Origin of the sequence: Leptospirillum ferrooxidans C2-3, assembly GCF_000284315.1 — a bacterium.
Taxonomy (GTDB): Bacteria; Nitrospirota; Leptospirillia; order Leptospirillales; family Leptospirillaceae; genus Leptospirillum; species Leptospirillum ferrooxidans.
The window spans coordinates 307,719-328,652 of sequence record NC_017094.1 but is presented as its reverse complement, the minus strand read 5'-3'; the positions used below and the strand labels follow the sequence as shown (position 1 = coordinate 328,652).

The following is a 20,934-nucleotide window of genomic DNA, read 5'->3' as shown; positions in this document are numbered from 1 at the left end:
AGTTGCAATCTACAGTTCCAGTCTCCGAAACGGTCGATGTCAGCGGGAAGACAAGAGAAAATATCTCACTTCAATTCAATCGCATGGCGCGAGCCGAAATCCGTGCGGAGGGAAACAAGAGAATCCAGGACAATACCGGTGCCATTTCCATTGTTGACCAGAAGAAATTTCAGCAGAATCTGACAACCGGTGCGGGCTATACCCTCATGCAGAACACGCCGGGTATCGAGTACTATTCCCGTTCCGGAGCTCAGGGTATCTCAGGGGGAATGAACTACATGTCCTGCCGTGGCTATACAGTGGGCGGCGCCAACACCAATCCGAACGGAAATGCCGGAATTGAAATGTCGGTTGAAGGCGTTCCGATGAACATTGAAGCCGATGGCGGGGAAGTCTATGATCTCGGGATCATGAACACCGACATCAAGTCCGCAACCGTCAACAGGGGTGTGACAACATCCCGGGAAACCGGAAACTACGCGGCGGGATGTTCCGTGAACTTCCATCTGGTTGATCCCATGCAGGATGCCTTTCAGACTGTCAACGCCGGAGGCGGTTCCTACGGGCTCTATTACACAAGCTACATCAACAACTCAGGGATCAATTCGATCACAAACATCGGTGGCTACAACGACTTCACCATCATTCACCAGGATGGCTTCCAGCAGTTCACTCCTCTTACCGAATACCAGTATTACGGGAATCTTACAAAGTATCTGACGGGAGGGAAGCTTTACTTCATCACCACAGCGAATTACAAATCCTATGACCGCGGCGCATCGATGAGTCTCGCGAATTACAATACCTACGGCCCGACCAACAATGGCGGTCCGAGCTATAGTAACCCGACCAACCCGGGAGATACGCCCAATTCGCCGTTTTTCAAAAATTGGGAATACGGGCGGTTCATGCTGGATCTGGGCGTCAAGGACCAGATCACCCCGTCGATCCGGGTGAAAAACTCTCTATATGCAAATGTGGAGCCTTACGGAAGTACAAGCATGCCGGCGGGATTCGGGAGCTGCAACGGGACCTCCTGTACTTCGTCTACCTCAGGTTCCATCGCTCCAAACATGAGCGGCCAGCTTGGGTACCAGTTCCTCCAGAACTATTATCAGGCAGAGGGATACAAGGCGGGAGATATTGCCGAGGTCAAGTACCGGCTCTGGAAAGACGACAATCTCTATCTGGGAATGAAAGGTCAGTACGCAACCTACCATTACTACATCGATCCTTTGTTGGGTGGCAATATTGTTGGTGGAACAAACGATGCGATCTACTCCCAGACAAGTATTGTGGGATACCTCGAGGACCATTACCGACCAGTGGATCAGGTCCTGATCAATGTCGGATTCCGGGTTGCGAGTATCGCCCAGTACTATAATGACCAGGTCCCCAGCTCAGACTTTTCGGCAGCAGGCCAGGGTGTCAGCAACGGAGGATCGATGTTGATCCCCATGCCCCATGTCGGACTGAACTACTACCCCAACGAGCATTGGAAGCTTTATGTCACGGGTGGTGAGTCCTTCGCGCCTCCCGCGATGTTCGACTACAAGGGATTCTCCTCCGGTTCATTGGTGGGGGGAGTTCAACCCGAAAATGTTTGGGATCTGAGTGTTGGAACACGGTATTCGACTCAAAAAGGATTCGTCGCTCTGGATGTTTACAGCGATTATCTGACCAATATGCCGGTCGCAGTACCCTTCACTTCCGGGACAACGACCTTCACCCAGTTTGAAAATATCGCCCAAGCCCGTCAGCAGGGAATCGAGGCAGAAGGCAAAATCGATCTGGGTTTGGGTTTTACAGGTTCCGCAAACTTCACCTACATGAATAATGTTCTGGGAAATACTCCCGCCAGCGGCCAGAACTTCGCCGGGGACATGATTCCGTTCATTCCTCTGGACATGGGAAATCTCGCACTTTCCTACGACCATGGTCCGTACCACATCACAGTTGACGAGCGGTACACCGGGATGATGAATGTCGTCGACATGTCGGGAACGCCCGGGAATCCTCAGGACAATGTTCCTGGGTATTTCGTGACCGATCTCTATGCTTCCTATGACCTGCCGAAGGTCGACGGATGGTACAAGGCCGCGAACCTCTATTTGTCGGCATACAATCTTCTTAATACCAACTACTACAACCCGGCCGGCTATTACGGCTCAGGAAATGCCGCTACCGCCAACAACCTGGCAACGCTCTTCGTCTACCCTGGAGAACCGGTCAATCTTTTTGCCGGAGTCAAAGTCACCTTTTAAATTTTGATTCATTTTTTGAGCTCGACAATAACAACCGACGGGAAGCTGCCTAACGGCAGTTTCCCCAATCGGCTCCCTATCAAGCTTTAAAAAACTCCATCTCATCCGCAACTTTTTTCTTTCTCTTCCTGAAATCATTTTTGACCCCAAATATTAACCAAAAATTGACCCAAAGTTGATCTGCCTTTTTTATCCTCTCTATGGGTTGCTGAAAAAATCAATATCTCAATAAAGTTTCTGTTTTTTATCCTGTTTTTGAGTTTCAGCATAAAAACTCTGAATTGAAAGTCTTTCAACAAACAATCGATCCTGATGCCAAATCGGGTCGGGTCGATTCTCCCGGAGCAATAGATGATTCATGAAACCGATATGATGGAAGACCCGAGACCGACCATACTCTTGATCGAGGATGAAGCAGAGCAGATTGCTTTCTTGAAACACTTCCTCCTAAGAGAGCGTTATCAGGTCGCAGTCGCCCAGGGAGGCGACGAGGCCATATGGGCACTCCGCAAAATGGCGAGCAAAAAAGTCAAGATCTTCTGTATCATCGACTGGATGCTTCCGGAGGTCTCAGGGGTTGAGGTTTGTCGATTCATCCGCTCCCATCCGGAATTGAAAAACTCCCCCATAATGGGGATATCCGCAAACCACAATCCCGATGTCGGGACACATGCCCTTCTCGAAGGGGCTGACGATTTTATGGTCAAGCCATTTTCGGCCCGGGAAATGTTGACCCGGATCAAGTCACTCATTCGCAGATGTCAAATCAAAAAAGAAAAGCTGGCCACCAAAAAAATCTCCCTGTCCTTTGGTCCGCTCTCCTTTGACAGTGTCCGGAGAGAGCTTTTTGTGGACGGCAAGAAAATCTCCCTGACAAGAATGGAGTTCATCATTCTCCAGTATCTGATCGAGCATCAGGGACACGCCATATCAAAAGAAGAGTTGCTCTCTGAGCTCTGGAGCGATGACAACCCTGTCGGCGATGATAACCTGAAAGTCCATGTCTATTCCCTGAGAAAAAAACTGAAGGACCCTTCAGATCGCCCCCGATTCATCGAAACGCTTCGGGGAATCGGATACCGATTCAAGGATCGATGGGAAGATTAAGAAAACCCTCCCCTGCCCCGATCTTGAGAGAACCATCTCCCATTCATCCATCTTGGAAGCAAGACCTTCCCAAAAACATCAAGATCCCATCAAGATTGAATGACACCCCGTTCACCAGACCCTAACCGCCATTTATTCCTCTTCCCTTATTATCCCCACAACCAAACTGGCCTATGTGCCGTTCGGGACAGAAAGAGCTGCGCAAACATTTTTGGACAAACTCAAAAAGTCTCATTTTGGACATTTTACAAAGGGGGAATAGGTGATCAGAAAAGAAAAGACCCTCAAGAATATCGCGGCTTTGGCCGGGATTTTTCTTGTCAGTCAATGGAACGGACCTTTATCGTACGGTCAGTCGGCTCCTGATGCATCCGCATCGGGAAAGGAAGCCTCTGCCCCGTCGGTAGCAGCTTCCTCTGTGATTTATGGAACGATCTTTTCCAGTAAAGACAAGAAACCGCTTTCAAGTGTTCCCGTTGCCTTAAAAAACAACGGCACAGGAGAAGTCGTCACCAAAAAAACCGATGCTCAGGGAGCTTTCATTTTCTCTCATCTGGCACCTGGCAACTATCAGATCATTGCCGGTGGAGGAAGCTTTTCGCTTCAGAAAAAAGAAGGAATCCTGAAAGGGAATACAGTCGGAGAAATGAACTTTCAGGTCTTGCCCCTCTCGACAGGAAACTCTCTTTTATCCGGAAATATCTATGAGGGCCATGGGGACAACAAGATTCCCCTTTCTGCCCAAATGGCTGTCAAAAACACCCGCACCAATGAAATTTACACGGTGGGATCCGACAACTCAGGACATTTCTCACTGAACAATATCCCGTCTGGAGACTACCTTGTACAGATCACCAAAAAAGGCTATTTTCCCCTCTCGGAAAAAATAGCGATCAATGGAAACACATCTCATAATTTTCCGCTTCGTCTGAATCGTCTGGCAGAAGCTGACATCAACGCAGAGGCAAACAAGAAAATTCAGGATAATACCGGCGCAATGACCATTGTCGGCAGAAAGAAATTTGCAGAAAACCAGACAACCGGTATCGGGTATGTCCTGATGCAGACGCCTTCAGTCAATTACTATTCGCGTTCAGGCGCCAACGGTATCACTGGCGGAATGAACTACTTCATGTGCCGGGGCTATACTACGGGTGGTTCCAACTCTGCTCCTTCCGGTGGTTCCAATATCGAGTTTTCCGTCGAGGGAGTTCCCCAGAATGTGAACCAGGACGGCGGTATGGTCTATGACCTGAACCTCATGAACAATGACATTTCCTCTGTCGACATCCAGAGGGGTGTCACCACATCGCAACAGCTTGGGAACTATGCCTCCGGTTGCGCCATCAATATTCATCTGGTACAGCCCACCAAGGATGCCTATACCCAGATCACTTCCGGAATGGGAAATTACGGACTCTATTATACCTCCCTGATCACAAATACCGGTTTAAACACAAAAGTCAATGCTGCGGGATATAATGACCTCTCCTTTCTGAACATGAACGGCTTTCAGGAATATACGAACTATCAGGAAATCCAGGATTACGGAAACATCAGCAAGTATCTCTCGAATGGATACGTCAAGCTCATGTTTACCGGAGCCTACAAAAACTATGATCGTGGCTCCTCCATGACCGTCCAGGATTTCAATTCATTCGGCGCCACCTACAACGGGCTGCCCAATGGGGAGAACACCGGATATGCCAATGGGGTCAACACACCCAATTCACCTTACTACAAGGACTGGATTTCAGAACGCTACATGTTCACCCTGCAGTCAGAAAACAAGATCAATGATTCTGTCACAATCAAAAATAATGCCTTCGCCTTGATCACTCCTTACGGAGTCATCAACGTTCCGGTCACTTCCACCGGAACAAACCAGATTCCCGGAGGAGGGAGCTTCCAGAATCTGACGCCTACTTATGGAGGGCAGCAGTCAAGCGGTGGATCGACCTCACAGAACCCCTTCAACTTCAGCTATATCGAGGGTCAGGGGTTCAAAGTCGGAGACATCGTCGAAAGCACCATCAAGCTCTGGAACAGTCTGACCCCCATTATTGGGCAAAATACCCTTCATGTCGGGTTCAGGCTTTCTGATTCCAATTATCTCTATGCAAACAATCCGTTGCTTTCGCCCAATATCACCGGAAATGCCCAGGATGCTTCCAATGAGCTCTTGACCATCGGAGGTTATCTTGAGGACCACTGGCGACCGACCCATCAGGTGCTGGTGAGTGCAGGTTTCCGGGCCATGGAGGTCGGAGAGCAGTATTCCGAACACTTGACTGGAGCCAATCTGGCCTACATCACAAGCCAGGGACACGGAGAAGGAGGAATCACCGCTGGTCAAAACTTCGACGTTTTTCTTCCGCATGTGGGAATTGACTACTACCCCATTAAAGAATTGAAACTTTATGCAAGTGCGGGACAGTCCTATTCCACCCCAGCCATTCAGTTCTGGTCGGGACTCGCACCGGGACAGCAGCAATTGAATGTGCAACCGGAAATTATCAATGATTACCAGATGGGTGCCCGTTATACAGGAACAAAGGGTTTCATCGCCATCGACGGATACTCTGACTATATCTCGAACATGCTTCTGACATCCCTGGTCACCGTCAACAATGTTCCGAATGTTGTTCCCGTTCAGGCCAATACCGCCCAGATGGAAGGAATTGAAGCAGAATTCAAATATGTCATCGGAGACGGATTTTCTGTCGACGGAAACTACACCGTTACAAACGCAACATTTTTAAGTGCGTCATTCGGATCTTACAGCAATACCGGAGACAGACTTCCCTTTGTCCCCAATCAATTGGCCAATCTTGATCTGAACTATGCAGCAGGACCATGGCATGCCACGATCAATGAACGCTATACCGGTAACATGAATGTCATCGATACCGGTGGCGGCGTTAGTGGCAACTGTAATTGCCAAGCCAATTCTCCGGGATATTTCGTGACCAACCTTATTCTGGCCTACGATCTTCCCACAACAAGCTGGTACAAGAGCGCCCAGTTGTTTTTCAACGCATTCAATCTCTTGAACACAAATTACTATAACCCGGCATTTCTGACAGGCAATAACAATGTCGATACACTGTTTGTCTACCCGGGTGAACCGATCAACGTTTTCGGAGGTGTCACCGTTACCTTCTAGGACCCTACAGCACCTGTAATTTCAAGGAGGTGGCCCATCAAAAGCCACCTCCTTTTTTATCTCTTCATCTTCATTCACTTTCCTGGATTTCTTAAACCAAATTTCCCCCCTCCCAATTCTCTGTGACAGGCCGTTCATCAAATTTTTACCTTGGGGTCACATTGGCATGAAACAATCCAAGTGGGAATGATTAAGACTACTTCGAAAGAACAAACACACATCTCAAAAGGAGCCAGACCATGGATGCACTCAATTACCTCTTAAGGGGCGGACCCATCATGTACCTCTTGATCCCCATGTCCGCCATCGCCATTGCCGTCATCATCGAACGTTTCTTTTATCTCAACCGGGAAAAAACTGGAACAGAGAGGATCCTTTCGGTTCTCAGAAAAGGCAGCAAGGGAGAATCAGAAATCGTCGAGATCAGAAGACTTCTGGAAGAAGCGCAGAGAGCACACCTCATCCTCGGCAAGATCCTGGCACTTTTCCTCGATCACAAAACAGCCTCAGGCGACCTCGAGCACCTGGTCGAAGCCGAAGCCCTGATCGAAGAAAAAGGACTCAAGCAGAGAATGTGGCTTCTGGACACCACCATTACCATGGCGCCCCTTCTCGGTCTTTTGGGAACCATCATGGGCATCATCGGCTCTTTTCACGTGATGTCTGTCTCCGGCCTCGGAAAACCTGCCCAGATCACCGGCGGAGTTGCAGAAGCCTTGATCGCAACCGCCACCGGACTGGTCATCGCAATCGTTTCTCTGGGGTTCTACAACCTGTTGAACACCATGATCCGGGAAATCCGGAATTCCATCGAATCGTCTGCCCGACTCCTGTTTCTTCTTCAGGACAGGCTGAGGCTGGTTCCTTCCGGAGAACGCATGCAGACATTATCCGCAGAGAGAAGTCCCTCAACCATCTCGAGAGCGGCCACCGTTGCCAAATAAACGCAGACACCTGATCCCGATGAAAATCGTTTTTCATCGGGATGTAACAATCAACCGTTCCGGGAACATTCACTTTTTCACCAGGAGCACCTCATGAGACTCTTTTCGGACCATCCCGAAGAAGAACGCGCCAGGATCGAACTGATACCGATGATTGATATCATGTTCTTTCTGCTCGTCGTATTCATCTTCATCTCCATCTCTTTGATCAAACTGAATGGAGTTACGCTCAATCTCCCCAAGGCGGCAACCCAGCCCATCAAAAAAGAGATCAAGACGCTGAATATTTCCATCACGGAGAACGGCGCGCTTTATCTCGACAAGACACCTGTGACAAAAGACCAGCTGAAAAGCGATCTCGCAGCCATCGCCAAAGATCCATCGGTCAAGGAGCAGATCATTATCAGCGGAGACAAGGACTCCCATCTCCAGGCCCTGGTCAGTGTCATGAATCTCTGCAACACATTGGGTTTTGACAATCTCTCCATCAGGACACAAGAACAATGAGTACCCTTTCCGGAACGAAACAGTCCGCTTTTTCAGACTATCTTGAAAATCCGACACTCAGACTCTATGGACTCCTCTTTCTTGTCATCCTGATGGAAGGAGGGCTTTTGCTCGCCATCCATGTGACTCCTTCCGTCGAGATCCCCGATAAAAAGACGGAACCAATCCGGATCACACTGACCCATCCTCCCGCTCCACCAAAACCGATCGCCAAACCGACTCCCCCGAAACCGGTTCCCCACCAGATCAAAAAAGTGGTCCGGAGGGTCCACCCCCAACCGAAGGCCACACCTCCCGTTCTTCCAGCCGCAAATGCCACATCGGAAAATCAGCTGGTGGCCTCTGTCGGAAACGAGGTCTCTTTGGGATGGGGATCCGCGGCGCCGGCGAAGGGCACACCTTCGGACTTTATTTCTCCTCAGCTTTTGACGAAGGTCGACACCTCCAATTTCTACACCCAGAAGATGAAAGATTCCGATGAAGAAGGCGATGTCGTCATCGAAGTCTGGGTCGATCCCAAAGGAGCCATCTCCCATTACAAGCTGCTCATACCGTCCGTCTATGACGACATCAACCACGTCTCCCTGGGGATCCTGAAAACCTTGAAGTTTGCCCCTGCCACATACAAGGGGAACCCTGTCGAAGGGCAGTTCCAGCTAAACTTCCGGTTCCGGATCCAGAACAGCTAGGTCGCCGATGAAACGATCAGCCATTTTTTTTCTCCTTTTTTTTGCATTGCTTCTCACGACGGTTGCCCATGCTCAGGACAACCCCCCTCCGGGGACGGATACAGGCCAAACAGCTGATGGTTCGGAGCCTAAAAAGAAAAAAGAGGACAATTCGGTTATTCTGAGCATGTTGCCGGGACCAAATGACAGCATGGGACTGAAAAAAGTCTTCAAACATTACGGTCTTTCCATTACCGCAATCGAGATCGATCATCCCGATCCCCAGGATCCGATAACCGTCAAGATCCGTTTTGACCTTCCCCTGGTGAAAAAATGCGATGCTCCCATATCAGAGCTTGCGACTTTCCTCACCAGAAGCGCCGTTTGGCAAACGGACCATAACGGGGTGTTCTTACCGATGAATACATGGGCGAGGGGGCTTTCCCGCGGCCATCGGGAGCTCTTCCTTCCAGAAGACTGCCCCTCTTGAGAAATCTCAATTCCGGTTCCGGACCTCTTCCTTTTTCCTGAATTTTTCAGAAAGGGTTCAATGGCGACGAAAAAACGACCAATCCTCAAATCTTTTCCTCTTGCCCATACCCTATTGATTCTTTTTTTTGCGATCATCCTCTCACCACCCATATCGGCCAGCGGGGACAGTACTTCCACGTCCCGAAATCCTCTTTTAGAAATTCAGGATATCCCCCTTCCCGGAAAAGCCACGCGGCTCGACTACACCTCCATCGATCAAAAAAAGCATCGTCTTCTCATCGCCCATCTGGGAGACAACTCTCTTCTGGTCATCGACCTTATCCACCGAAAAGTCATCAGGGAAATACACAAGATCCCCAATATCCATGGCGTCATCGCCATTCCTGAGAAAGGCGCCATTTATGCGACGGCAACCGGAGTTGACCAACTTTTTGAAATTCGTTCCCAAAATCTGACCATCACCAGAAGGTTCCCGTCAGGGCACCACCCGGATGGTCTCGCCTTTGACCCTCAGGACAACCGGGTCTTCATCTCGGATGAAACCGGCCATGCCGTGACCTCAGTCGGAGTCGGATCCCACCCATCGGTCTTGACACTTTCTTTGCCGGGAGAGGTGGGCAACACCCGCTACAATCCAAAGGATCACCGGATTTACTCAACCGTTTCAGGAGAAAAAGAGGATCTGGTCGCGGTCATCGACCCTCATACCATGAAGCTCATCAGGAAGATCCCTGTTGAGAAAGGCTGCAAACCTCATGGAGAACGGATCAGCCCGGACGGGAAACAGCTCTTCATTCTCTGCCAGGAAAATGCCACTCTTCTGATCATGAGCCTTCCGAGCGGGAAGCTTCAAAACCGATTTTCGGTGGGAACTGATCCTGACGTCCTGAGTCTCGACTCCAAAAGGGGTCATCTGGTTGTCGCCTCAGAATCGGGAACCGTCAGTGTCTTTTCTCGGGGGACTTTCGGTTGGAAAAAATCGGGCGAGCAGTATGTTGCCTATCGCGCCCATACTGTGGCGATTGATCCTCAAACTGGCCTGGTCTATCTTCCCCTTCAGGAAATATCGGGAAAGCCTGTTCTGCGGATCATGAAAATCCAGTGATCCTGATAGAATCCCGCTTATTCCCGAGCAGAACGGATCTCGATCCGCTCCCTCAATGGGAGGATTTCCTCTTTCAGCCATGAAGGAGAACCCTCCCAGAGAACGCCTCCCTTTTCATCAAGAAGCCTGGCAACCGGCATCACCTTCAGGTAGGAATTCGTCAGAAAGATTCCCTTCACCTGACCGAGCTCTGATGATTTCGGGGCGGACCACCTGAGAATGCGCCCTTCCTTTTTCCATTCTTCCAGAACAACACAACGGATCACCCCGGGAAGGATTCCCCATCGCTCAGGAGCGGTGAAAACCGTTCCGTCATCACGGATAAAGAACACATTCGAGACAGCCCCCTCGAGAAGCCTTCCAGTCCTCCCCTTCAGGATCCACTCATAAACTCCCTTCGACTTTCTCCGCGCGAGATGGGCAGACAGGAGAAGATTGCCTGTTTTCAACCTTCCACGGGGGTCTCCAGACAGGAGAAGCGGATCGGGTGCCAGAGCGACATCAACTCCCTGTTCCCAATCCGATTTTGGAGGATCGTTCCGAAAAACAGGAAAAATAAACCAGTCACCCTGAACAGACGGCTTTCCGGTCAGAGAAACTTCCCGAAGCGCGCCCGGGGTCATGGTGATTCTCAATAGTTTGGGAGGAGACTCCAGATTTTCAAGCAGCAGCGAGACTCCATGAAGAAGATCTCCCCGGGAGGGGATAAAGCTCCAGTCAAGCGAGTTGGCCATTTGCAGGATTCTGTCGAGATGACGGTCTAGAAACTCCGGATGCCCTCTTGTCACGCCAACGGTCGTGACAAGGGACTCCCCATATAAAAAAGCCGGATCCATTGCTGAAACATGCACTTGGGAAGAGTCCAGCAGTTTATTGTTTTTAAGCATCAGCAATTCTTTTTCCCTTTCTCCAGAATATCTCACCCCTTCCCCCCAAATGGCCAGATCCGACCGGACACCAGGAGAATTCCAGAACAGGGCCGTGTCTTTCAGGAAAGATACAGGCCAGAGTCCGTTCCATATTAAACGAATCCTTTAATATGGAGTCGATTGACTTCCATATTGCACCATGCCTTTAATATGGAGTCGATTGACTTCCAAGGTACAGACATTCCAAATAAGAGTATCCGATGAAAAAAATAGGTCGTGCTGGCCAATATATCCATCAACTAAAAGGCTATAAAGCCTTTATTCCAAAATTTCTTCCGCCAGATCCAGGTATTGTGATGGATCATGAAATCCTGACCGCTGGTTCTTTCGCAGACCGTGCGATCGGACGGCTTGATGGGTCCATCCAGACACTCCCTGATCCAGACCTTTTTGTGTTCATGTACATACGCAAAGAAGCGGTCTTATCAAGTCAAATAGAAGGAACTCAGAGCTCTCTTGATGATGTTCTTGAAGCGGAAGCACAGGTGTTCAGCTCCCGGCGTCCGAAAGATGTCGATGAAGTCATCAATTATATCGGAGCCATGAACCTTGGACTTTCACGTTTAAAGGAACTGCCCGTTTCTGTCCGGCTCATAAAAGTGATCCATCAAAAATTGCTCGTCAATGTGCGAGGGGCAGATCGTCAGCCAGGAGAGCTACGGCGTAGTCAAAACTGGATTGGTCCTGGCGGTTGCACCCTCCACGAAGCAACCTTTGTTCCTCCCCCTCCCGAAATCGTACCGGATGCGCTTTCGAATCTTGAGCAATTTCTTCATAGTGAAGAGCAACTTCCAGATCTGATAAAAATTGGATTGGCACATGCCCAATTCGAAACCATCCACCCGTTTCTTGACGGCAATGGACGTATAGGAAGATTGCTGATCACACTTCTTTTTTGCGAACGCGGCATTCTCCAACGCCCAGTCCTTTACCTTTCTCATTACTTTAAAAAACACCGGGAACAATATTACGATCTCCTTCAGAAAATTCGGGATGAAGGGGATTGGGAAAGCTGGTTAAAGTTTTTTCTTGTCGCCGTTGGAGAAGTCTCCCATGAGGCCACCGAGACTGCCCGACAAATTGTCGCGTTACGGGAAAAACACCGAGAAATGATCATTGAGTGTTTTGGAGGCTCAACCGCTAATGGAAATAAGGTACTGGAATACCTCTATTCGCATCCCATTATCGATGTTCAGGATATCGTAACGGTAACAGGAGCAAGCTTCACTGCAGCCAACAATTTAATGAAACGTTTTGTCACACATAATCTTCTTAGAGAAATCACAGGAAACGTACGCAATCGACAGTTTCGTTATGGAGAGTACATAGACCTGTTTGGAAACATCTGACAACCTCCAATGAATCATGGGAATCCCCTATTCCCGCCACAATCTCCTCACCTCGAACCCCCATGGTCAGAGGGAGGGGTCATAGAAAAATAGCAGAAAGGCTTATTGGGGCGTCGCGCCCTCCAAAACATCTGAAATCACTCGAAGTTTCGCAAGAATTTCTTCATACTCCCTCTCAGGATCCGAATCTGCCACCAACCCTGATCCAACCGGAATGCGGATACGACCATTCTCCTGAAAAACCGTGCGAATCAGTAAATTGAAATCCGCCAAACCTCTTTCAGGATCAAAAAGTCCGAGGCTTCCGCAATAATATTCGCGAGGGCTCCCCTCAAGCTCCATAATCTCCTTTGTTACTGCCCGCTTTGGAGCCCCTGTGACGGACCCACCGGGCATCATGGCGCCCAGAATCTCCCCCAGACCAAGACCAGGAATCAGGTCACCTTTCACATCCGAGACCAGATGCCAAAGATGTCTGTAGCGCTCGACCCCCAGGAAACGGGGCAGATGAATGCTCGAAGGGCGGCAGATTTGGCCCAGATCATTTCTCAGAAGATCAACTGTCATGACATGCTCCGCATGCTCTTTGGGGTCCCCCCTGAAGATCTCCTCGCCCGAGCGATTCCCGTGGGCACTCTCGTTTTGGGGCTTCTCTTCCCGAAGTGGAAGGGTCCCTGCAATGGGAGATGTCGTAATCGTCCCTTCTGACAAGCAAAACAGTCGCTCAGGAGAATTTGAGACTATCCATCTTGACTGTCCAATATACACGGCCGATCCCGGAGATGGGTTAGCCTTCAAAAGAAGATCATTCAAAACCACCGGATCGAGGCCCAGATCCTCACCGCAAAAATCGATTGCCAGATTGACCTGATAAAACCGCCCTTCCCGGATCCCGGAAAGAACTTTCAGGACATTTTCCCGATACCTCTCTCGAGAGATGGAGGGAGACAGAACAATCCGGGGAAGAGAATGTCCGGGAAGAGCACCCTCATCCCAGCATCCGGCCTGTTTTGCCAGGTCATAAAGGGAGAGCGGGATAAAAAGACGTCGTGTACGGTGCTCATAACAGACCGATGACCGGTAATGGCAGACAATAGTCTTTGAAAGATCATCCGGATCGATTCCCGTGAATGGCATCAGAAAAACATAGCCATCGGAAAATAAAGGCCTCTCCGGATCAGGGGTTTTCTTTTCCCTCGCAAGAGGCTTCCGGAAAACCGACAGCATCTCCTGATGATCAAGAGGTGAGAGTCCCCATGGAATGAAGCTCCATCCCCAGTTTTTCTCACGGGGAAAATGAGCCACTGGAGAGGATGGAAAAAGGCTTCTCAGATGAAAAAGCCATTTTTCCGGAAAAAAAGGAACATCTTCCAGAACATGGTAAGAAGTGTCCCCCCATTCCGTCATTCATCCATCTCCAGATTGTCGATCAAACGGGTTTTCCCAAGCCAGGCCGCCGCCAGAAGGATCAGGCCGGACGAATCCCGGGTTGGCGGAAGAAAGGTTTCCCGGTCGACCAATGAGACATAGTCCGGACGAAAACCAAGAGTGGACAAATTTTTCGAGATTTCCTGCAGCCAGGCCTGCTGATCCGAGTGATTTTTGGGAACGCCTTCTTCTTTGGCTTTCAGAAGACGGCCATACAGAAATGGAGCAATGAGGCGTTCACTCTCCGAAAGGTATCGATTGCGGGAACTTTTCGCGAGTCCGTCATATTCCCGGACCGTCTTCACCGATTCAATTTTCAAGGGAAAATCAAGCTCTGCCACCATCCGTTCGATCAGAAAAAGCTGTTGCCGGTCTTTCTGTCCAAACACTGCAATATCGGGAGAAAACAGGTGGAAGAGTTTTGCAACAATGGTCAGGACCCCGTCAAAATGGCCGGGTCGATAGGCCCCGCAATAGAGGCTGCCGACGGGATGGCTCACCCTGATCGAGGAGTTCTCCGAAACCATTTCCGAAACATTGGGAGTAAAAACAAGCGAAACACCCTCTTTCTGGCATAAATCCAGATCGGCCGAAAGGGGTCTGGGATACCGCTCAAGATCTTCACCAGGACCAAATTGCATCGGATTGACGAATATGGAAAGAGCCACATGGAAACCTCTTGATTTCGCATGCCGTACAAGTTCTACGTGTCCAGAATGAAGGGCTCCCATCGTTGGCACCAGCGCCAATGGGTGGTCACTTTCGGACGACAGGGCTTCTTTCAGTTCATCCAGACTGCTGACATGTATCACAACTCCTCCTCCTAAAAGATCCTCGCCTGTCCATCAATCCTGATTCTCCTGAACATCCTCTTGCACAGGAAAGGATTTCCATTCAGAATATGCACTACCATCCCCCATCACGCTCTGGAGGAGCCGGAAAAGGGATTTGATCGATCTCTTTTTCGGCCCCTCCAGATGCCCTCCGACACGGTGCCTTTCCCGGAAAAACCTCTGGATGCCTGATCGTGTTCTCAAACAACTAATGGAAATCCGATCACCCGGAGCAAAGATGTCAGATCATAAGGCGCAGGACAACAGACCGTCAGGACAATTGAATACCCAAGGTCTGCTCCACCGCATGACCCAGGGCAATCTTGAAAATCCCTACCCCCTGATTGCCATGCTCATGGGAGTGATCGTCTTCGGCTTTCTGTCCATCCGGCAGATTCCCCGGGATATCTTCCCCTCGATCCCCATCCCGGTGGTGATGGTGGCGACATTTTACCCGGGGATGAACTCCTCCCTCATCGAACGGAATATTACGTCTATCCTCGAGAGGCAGTTCACCATGGCGGGAGATGTGGAGTCCATCCACTCCCGCTCCCTGAACGGCATCAGTCTCGTCAAAATCATTTTTCACAGCCAGGTTCCCATCGGGCAGGCTGTTTCCGAAATCAATGAACTTTCCCTCTCCATACTGCCGTTTCTGCCCCCCGGAACGGCTTCGCCCATGGTCGTATCCTACAGCTATTCTAATGTCCCTCTCTGCCATATTCTCCTGACATCGGACTCCATCAGCCAGGCGCGACTGTATGACCTGGCAACCAATGTCGTCCGTCCCCAGCTGGGCGGTATAGAAGGGGTATCATCTCCCCCCATTTTCGGAGGAAAGGTCCGGCAGATCAATATGTACCTTCATCCGGAACGGCTCATCAACCGAAAACTGACCCCCCTTGATGTTGTCAATGCGATCTATCGCCAGAATCTTCTTATCCCCACCGGAAATATCCGCATAGGAGAGCTCAACTACCTGACCCAGTTCAACAATCAGGCACCTGATCTTTCTGCCCTGGGAGAAATTCCCATCAGGCTTTCTCATGGAGTTCCCGTTTTTGTGAGGGACGTCTCATCAATCGAAGACTCCTTCGCTCCCCAGGAAAACATGGTATTGGTCGACGGCGTTCCGTCAGTCATCCTTCCGATCTATCGGGAAAGCGGATACAGCGCCCTCGATGTGATCTCCCGGATCAAACAGGCGCTGCCACATCTCGACAAGGTTCCGGCGGAGGTCAAGACCAGAATTTTGTTCGATCAGACCATCTATACCAAAGAGGCCCTTTCCTCCCTCATGAGAGAGGCGTTCCTAGGAATACTGACATCGGGAATACTGATTTTTCTGGTTCTGGGAGAGTTCAGGCAGGCCCTTCTTGGGGTCATCGCTCTCCCGATCGCCTACCTGGCCGACCTGACCTTTCTCCACTTCTCCGGAGAAACGCTCAACATCATGACATTGGGGGGACTTGCCATTGCCGTGGGACCAATGATCGACCATCTTGTCCTGGTCGTCGAAAGTCTCAAGTCCCACGAACCCGAGGAAGGATCCGCACCGTCGGCCATCATGGCCGGACTTGTCCCCATTCTGCGACCGACAGTGATGGCCACACTTGCCATGATCGTTGTGTTCTTTCCGCTTCTTTTTCTGGGAGGACTCGTCCATTTCCTGTTCTGGCCACTCGGAATCTCGGTCATCGGCGCGAATCTCGTCAGCGTAATCCTCTCACTGCTCCTGATTCCCTGGCTTGTCATCCTGGCACACCGGTACGGGAAGCCCAAAAAAGACAAGATCGTCCCCCCTCTTCCACTCTACCTCGAAAAAGTCTTTGACCGTTATAGGGTCTTTCTTGACCACCTGCTCTTGCATCCGGCGAGAACCCTTCTTTTCATTACCATGATCCTTCTTCTGATCCTCCCTCTTGGGCGCTCGGTTCCGCAGAGCCTTTATCCCGAGGTCGACGCCGGCCAGTTCAGGATCTTTGTCCATTTTCCGGGCGGGTCACGCCTTTCCGTATCCCGGAAGGAATCGATCGCCATCGATCATCTGATACGGAAATCCCTTCCCGGGAACACCGTCACGGCGATCGTCTCCAATATCGGCATCAAGGCAGGGTGGTCATCGATTTTCAACCCCAATGCCGGAACGGATACGGCCATTATCGATGTCGCGCTGGTCTCCAAAAATCATCGCCACTATTCGACTGCCCAGGCGATCAGACATCTTGAGCCCATTCTGCGAAAGCACTTTGAAAACACCATTTTCCTCTTCAAGGCCAGCGGAATCGTCCAGGATCTTCTTTCCCGGGGCAGAATCACTCCTGTGATCATCGAAATTCATGGAGACCATTACCAAAACAGCATGCTTTATGCCAAACGTTTGGCGGAAAAAGTAAGGGGTCTTCCCGGAGTCCTGTCCTCCAATGTCTTTCAACGCCCCCATTACCCGGCCCTGAAGATCGAGGTCGACCGGACGCTTGGAAAGATCCTCGGAACAGAAGAAGACGAGGTTGCGAAGAATGTTCAGGTCAGCCTGAACTCCAATAACGCGATCCGGCCCATTCCCTGGATCGACCCCGTAACCGGATTCTTCTACTACCTTTCCGTCATGTACCCGCCGGAAAAGTTTACGAGAATGGAAGACCTGACCAATCTTCCCGTAGCCCACACCCAGAAAGGAAGCATCACCTATCTCGGAGAGCTCGCACGGGTTACCCATCAGGATATCCCCGAAGAGATCGATCACGATCGTCTGGACCGGGCCATAGATGTTCTGGTTGCGCCTTCCCCGGGAGAGTCCATCCAGATTTCCGACAGGATCAACCAGCTGTTAAAGAACACATCCACACCCCCCGGAATCCACATCCGTTTTGTGGGTATGACGACCCATATAAGGCATGCCTTTTCCAATCTTTCGAAAGGCATACTGCTGGCAGTCTTTTTCCTTTTCCTTCTTCTCCTTGTCTTTTACCGTTCTTTCATCGCTCCCCTGATTGTTCTCGGCGTTGTCCCTCTCGGTATCATTGGCAGCATGGCCCTTCTTGGCATCCTCCATTCCTCCCTGAATCTTGTTTCGATCATGGGGATCTTCATGACGATCGGTATTGTCGCGTCGAACAGCATCCTTCTCGTCAACCGCTACCTTCGGTACGTCAACGAGGGAATCCCCCTCAGGGAGTCCATCCTGAGGGGGTCCAGGGAAAGGATCCGGCCGATCCTGATCACAAGCCTGTCGGCCATTACAGCCATGATCCCCGTCGCCATCCGCTTTGGCGTCGGATCCGAGAACACCCTTCCCCTGGCAAGGTCCGTTATCGGAGGACTTCTTGTCGCCACTCCCCTGACGCTCTTTTTGATTCCTGTCCTCTCTTTTCTCTTTTTAAAGAAAACAGAACAATTCATCACCACCCATAAAGGCCAAAACATGATCAACACTCCGTTACGATCGATCCTTCTTGTGCTTTTTCTCATGCCATTTCTGGTTTCCTGCCACCAGACTCCCCGAAAGGACAAGCTGGTCACGATAGAGGGATCAAGGGCAACAGTCCTTGTGACTCATCCCACCATCACGGATCTTCCCGTTTCCATCAGGCTCCCGGGAACGGTCACATCCTACCAGTCGACCGAAATCCATCCGCAGGTTCTGGGATACCTGAAAACCGTCTCGGTCGACATCGGGTCAAGTGTCCGGAAAAATGACATTCTTGCCCAGATCGACATTCCCGAACTGAGAACACACTTCATGCGAGCACTGGCCAATTATCAGTACCGACTGACCCTTTTGAACCGCTTCAGGCAAACCCTCAAGGAATCTCCCGACCTGATCTCGAGAGAAGAGGTCGATCAGGCCCAGAATCTTTATCTCTCAGCCCTGGCCAATCTCAGGGAAGATGTCACACAACTCCAGTTTTCCGTCATACGGGCTCCGTTTTCAGGAATCATCACCAGAAGGTATGTCGATCCGGGGGCCCTTGTCGGACAGAAAGGGAGCAACACCCCTCTTTTCCGTCTTGAAGACATCTCCAGAGTGAGAGTCAGAATTGATATTCCGCAAGCATCGGTCGATGATGTGACGATCGGCACCCCTGCCCTCATCATCGTCAAACAAGACCCTGATCATCCCATTTCGGGCAAAATCGCCCTGGTCAGCCACGCACTGAATCCAGACAGCAAGACGATGCCTGTCGAGGCGATCTTCGACAACCGGAACGAGCGGCTCAAACCCGGAATGTTCATACGGGTCTCCCTGTTGCTCCATACACTCAAGAACAGGCTGACCATCCCCGATACGGCCATCATGACCAGAAACGGCCTTCTGTTTATTTATGTACTGAAAAAAGATGGTTCAGTTGAAGAGCGACGCATCATTCCAGGAGAGGACAACGGTGTCAGCATTGAGATCCTGAAGGGAGTGAACCTATCGGAAGCGGTCATTGTCTCCGGCAAGCATCAGGTCCTGTCCGGAGACCACCCCATTGTCCGGGAAGAGCCGGGAGTTCAAAAATGAGCAGATCAGTCCCAGGAATTTTGCTTATTCTCCTTTCGATCTTGATCTCCTCCTGTCCATTGCCCGGCCTTCATTCCAAAAACATAGCCATTGCGGCCACCTCCTCCATCAACCAGGACATCGAAGACCTCCCGAAGGTTCCGATTTTCCCCTCACCACAATACCGGCTCTTGCCCATCACCATCTCTCAGGTGCTTGAACGGGTGGTCAAGCTCTCTCCGGAAATCAGGATCCAGAAAAAAAGACTCGCCGTTTCCTATGCCATCAGGGATCTGGCTATCGAGGGCTTTTTCCCGTCTTTTACCGTCAACGGGGGAACCATGGCTTACAATGGGGAGGTCCAGAGTTCGAGCGGATTATTTGAAAATATCCAGAAGCAACACACGATGATCGAACAGGGAGGAGTTTTGAGCACAAGCCCGGGCGTCTCGGGCTTTCAGACATTGATCAAGACAACCAGGATCGATGAAACCCGCTCTCAGCTGTCCGAAACGATTAACCAGAAAACGGCCCAGGCCGCCAGGCTCTACTTCGAAGAAAGCGCCCTTCTGTCCAGAATTTACGTTCTGGAAAGGGCAGTCGCCATATCGGCGCAGATCCTGAAAGAGGAAAAGAGACTAATGGAGCTGGGGGGAGCGAGCATTGTCGGCCTTCTCCGGGCCGCCCACGAGGTCACGAGAGACTCGAGAGCCCTGGTGGAAGAAGAGCGGCTGACCTATATCGCCGGGTTCCGCCTGGCCCAACTTTTAGGAACCGGACGGGAAACACTTCCCATTCCGCAGGAGTCCTTTATTCTTCCCAGGCTCTTCATCCAGATGCCAAACCGCCTGGAACCTCTCTTAACCCTCTCGGACAAGAATCGGCCCCTTTTGCAAAAACGCCATTATCAGGTCACAGAGGGCCGACAAGGCATCAACGAAGCGCTGTATGCTCCTCTCTTGCCCACGATTGGCGTCACGATGCTGAACGGTCAGCTCGGTCCGGATCCCTATGCGTTGACAGGATATGGATCCACCCTGTTTTTTGCCTCATGGACGGTGGGACCCGGGGGAATACTCGATCCTGCCAGAATTCTTCTGACAAACAGGCAAAAAGAGCTGGCCGACAGCAGGCTGGAAAGGACCAGGCTTCTGGTTCACCGGCAGGTCAGCCAGTCATATGAATCCCTGAACCAGAGCTTTTCCGAAGAAAGGATCGCCGTATCCGATGTCAGGCTTGCCCGGCAAACATTCATGGCCTCGAGAAAAAGGGTGCGTCTGGGTGTCTATCATGCCCTTGAACTCATCATCAGTCTTCGCGATCTTGTACACGCCCAACTGAAATACGTCGACGCAACGGAATCCTTTCTCCAAAGCCAGTTCGACCTGCTGGCCGCCACAGGATCAGCACCCGAGCTTGTCCGTGAACCCGTGGCGGTCGACAACCGGATCACTCCCTCCATGTTCACATTTTCCCCACCTAAATAGTGTTCTCAGCCTTTTTATCAATGAAACCGATAAGAATATTAGGCGATGAGAAAGGGGTTTTATCCCTTTCGACCGTTGATAATACTTATATCCAGAACAGATCCGGCTTTCCATTCAACAGAACTCTCACAAAATGGTTGATCTTATTTATGAAAATTGATTAAATTGA

General features: G+C 50.6%; 14 protein-coding genes. 11 read left to right on the top strand and 3 right to left on the bottom strand.

Annotated elements, in window-relative coordinates; genetic code table 11:
* Window positions 1-2 precede the first annotated feature (2 nt).
* The 8 genes from LFE_RS01685 (at window position 3) to LFE_RS01650 (ending at window position 10,253) form a co-directional block, all read left to right on the top strand.
* Entirely contained in the window at window positions 3-2,264 is a 2,262-nt protein-coding gene (locus LFE_RS01685) for a TonB-dependent receptor (RefSeq protein ID WP_014448549.1), read from the top strand.
* 351 nt (window positions 2,265-2,615) lie between these two features.
* Window positions 2,616-3,371 carry a response regulator transcription factor gene (locus LFE_RS01680; protein ID WP_014448548.1) on the top strand — a complete coding sequence of 252 codons (756 nt, stop codon included), beginning with the start codon at window positions 2,616-2,618 and terminating at the stop codon, window positions 3,369-3,371.
* A 262-nt stretch (window positions 3,372-3,633) separates the two neighbouring features.
* Window positions 3,634-6,537: a TonB-dependent receptor gene (locus LFE_RS01675; protein ID WP_014448547.1), complete on the top strand. Its 2,904-nt coding sequence runs from the start codon at window positions 3,634-3,636 to the stop codon at window positions 6,535-6,537.
* Window positions 6,538-6,776: 239 nt separating this feature from the next.
* Complete coding sequence (locus LFE_RS01670; protein WP_014448546.1) at window positions 6,777-7,481, top strand: MotA/TolQ/ExbB proton channel family protein; 705 nt, start codon at window positions 6,777-6,779, stop codon at window positions 7,479-7,481.
* 93 nt (window positions 7,482-7,574) lie between these two features.
* Window positions 7,575-7,988, top strand: a complete 414-nt coding sequence (locus tag LFE_RS01665; protein WP_014448545.1) for an ExbD/TolR family protein — start codon at window positions 7,575-7,577, stop codon at window positions 7,986-7,988.
* Entirely contained in the window at window positions 7,985-8,677 is a 693-nt protein-coding gene (locus tag LFE_RS01660; RefSeq protein WP_014448544.1) for a TonB family protein, read from the top strand. Before LFE_RS01665 ends, LFE_RS01660 begins: the two co-directional genes overlap by 4 nt.
* Window positions 8,678-8,684: 7 nt before the next feature.
* On the top strand, window positions 8,685-9,146 hold the full coding sequence (locus LFE_RS01655) for a hypothetical protein (RefSeq protein ID WP_014448543.1): 462 nt from the start codon (window positions 8,685-8,687) through the stop codon (window positions 9,144-9,146).
* A 60-nt stretch (window positions 9,147-9,206) separates the two neighbouring features.
* A complete protein-coding gene (locus LFE_RS01650; protein ID WP_014448542.1) occupies window positions 9,207-10,253 on the top strand; it encodes a YncE family protein in 1,047 nt (348 codons plus the stop codon).
* Between the two features lie 17 nt (window positions 10,254-10,270).
* On the opposite strand, the gene LFE_RS01645 is transcribed toward LFE_RS01650, so the two are convergent.
* Window positions 10,271-11,176 (bottom strand): aminotransferase class IV, encoded by a 906-nt coding sequence (locus tag LFE_RS01645; RefSeq protein ID WP_014448541.1) that lies wholly within the window; start codon window positions 11,174-11,176, stop codon window positions 10,271-10,273.
* Window positions 11,177-11,382: 206 nt separating this feature from the next.
* Here LFE_RS01645 and LFE_RS01640 point away from each other — a divergent pair, with 206 nt between their 5' ends.
* On the top strand, window positions 11,383-12,531 hold the full coding sequence (locus tag LFE_RS01640; protein WP_014448540.1) for a Fic family protein: 1,149 nt from the start codon (window positions 11,383-11,385) through the stop codon (window positions 12,529-12,531).
* Between the two features lie 102 nt (window positions 12,532-12,633).
* Here LFE_RS01640 and LFE_RS12825 read toward each other — a convergent pair whose 3' ends face one another.
* Together LFE_RS12825 and panC are read right to left on the bottom strand one after the other, a co-directional pair.
* Window positions 12,634-13,938, bottom strand: a complete 1,305-nt coding sequence (locus tag LFE_RS12825) for a chorismate-binding protein (protein ID WP_014448539.1) — start codon at window positions 13,936-13,938, stop codon at window positions 12,634-12,636.
* Entirely contained in the window at window positions 13,935-14,771 is an 837-nt protein-coding gene (gene panC, locus LFE_RS01630) for a pantoate--beta-alanine ligase (RefSeq protein ID WP_014448538.1), read from the bottom strand. Before panC ends, LFE_RS12825 begins: the two co-directional genes overlap by 4 nt.
* Window positions 14,772-15,030: 259 nt before the next feature.
* On the opposite strand from panC, the gene LFE_RS01625 reads away from it, so the two are divergent.
* Both LFE_RS01625 and LFE_RS01620 read left to right on the top strand, forming a co-directional pair.
* Complete coding sequence (locus LFE_RS01625) at window positions 15,031-19,299, top strand: efflux RND transporter permease subunit (RefSeq protein WP_014448537.1); 4,269 nt, start codon at window positions 15,031-15,033, stop codon at window positions 19,297-19,299.
* Entirely contained in the window at window positions 19,296-20,765 is a 1,470-nt protein-coding gene (locus LFE_RS01620) for a TolC family protein (protein ID WP_014448536.1), read from the top strand. Before LFE_RS01625 ends, LFE_RS01620 begins: the two co-directional genes overlap by 4 nt.
* Window positions 20,766-20,934: the final 169 nt, after the last annotated feature.

Coding starts and splice junctions, on each gene's coding strand:
- LFE_RS01670 (WP_014448546.1), top strand. CDS start 6,777: ATGGATGCACTCAATTACCTCTTAAGGGGCGGACCCATCATGTACCTC.
- LFE_RS01620 (WP_014448536.1), top strand. CDS start 19,296: ATGAGCAGATCAGTCCCAGGAATTTTGCTTATTCTCCTTTCGATCTTG.
- LFE_RS01665 (WP_014448545.1), top strand. CDS start 7,575: ATGAGACTCTTTTCGGACCATCCCGAAGAAGAACGCGCCAGGATCGAA.
- LFE_RS01640 (WP_014448540.1), top strand. CDS start 11,383: ATGAAAAAAATAGGTCGTGCTGGCCAATATATCCATCAACTAAAAGGC.
- LFE_RS01680 (WP_014448548.1), top strand. CDS start 2,616: ATGATTCATGAAACCGATATGATGGAAGACCCGAGACCGACCATACTC.
- LFE_RS01660 (WP_014448544.1), top strand. CDS start 7,985: ATGAGTACCCTTTCCGGAACGAAACAGTCCGCTTTTTCAGACTATCTT.
- LFE_RS01625 (WP_014448537.1), top strand. CDS start 15,031: ATGTCAGATCATAAGGCGCAGGACAACAGACCGTCAGGACAATTGAAT.
- LFE_RS01650 (WP_014448542.1), top strand. CDS start 9,207: ATGGCGACGAAAAAACGACCAATCCTCAAATCTTTTCCTCTTGCCCAT.
- LFE_RS12825 (WP_014448539.1), bottom strand. CDS start 13,938: ATGACGGAATGGGGGGACACTTCTTACCATGTTCTGGAAGATGTTCCT.
- LFE_RS01655 (WP_014448543.1), top strand. CDS start 8,685: ATGAAACGATCAGCCATTTTTTTTCTCCTTTTTTTTGCATTGCTTCTC.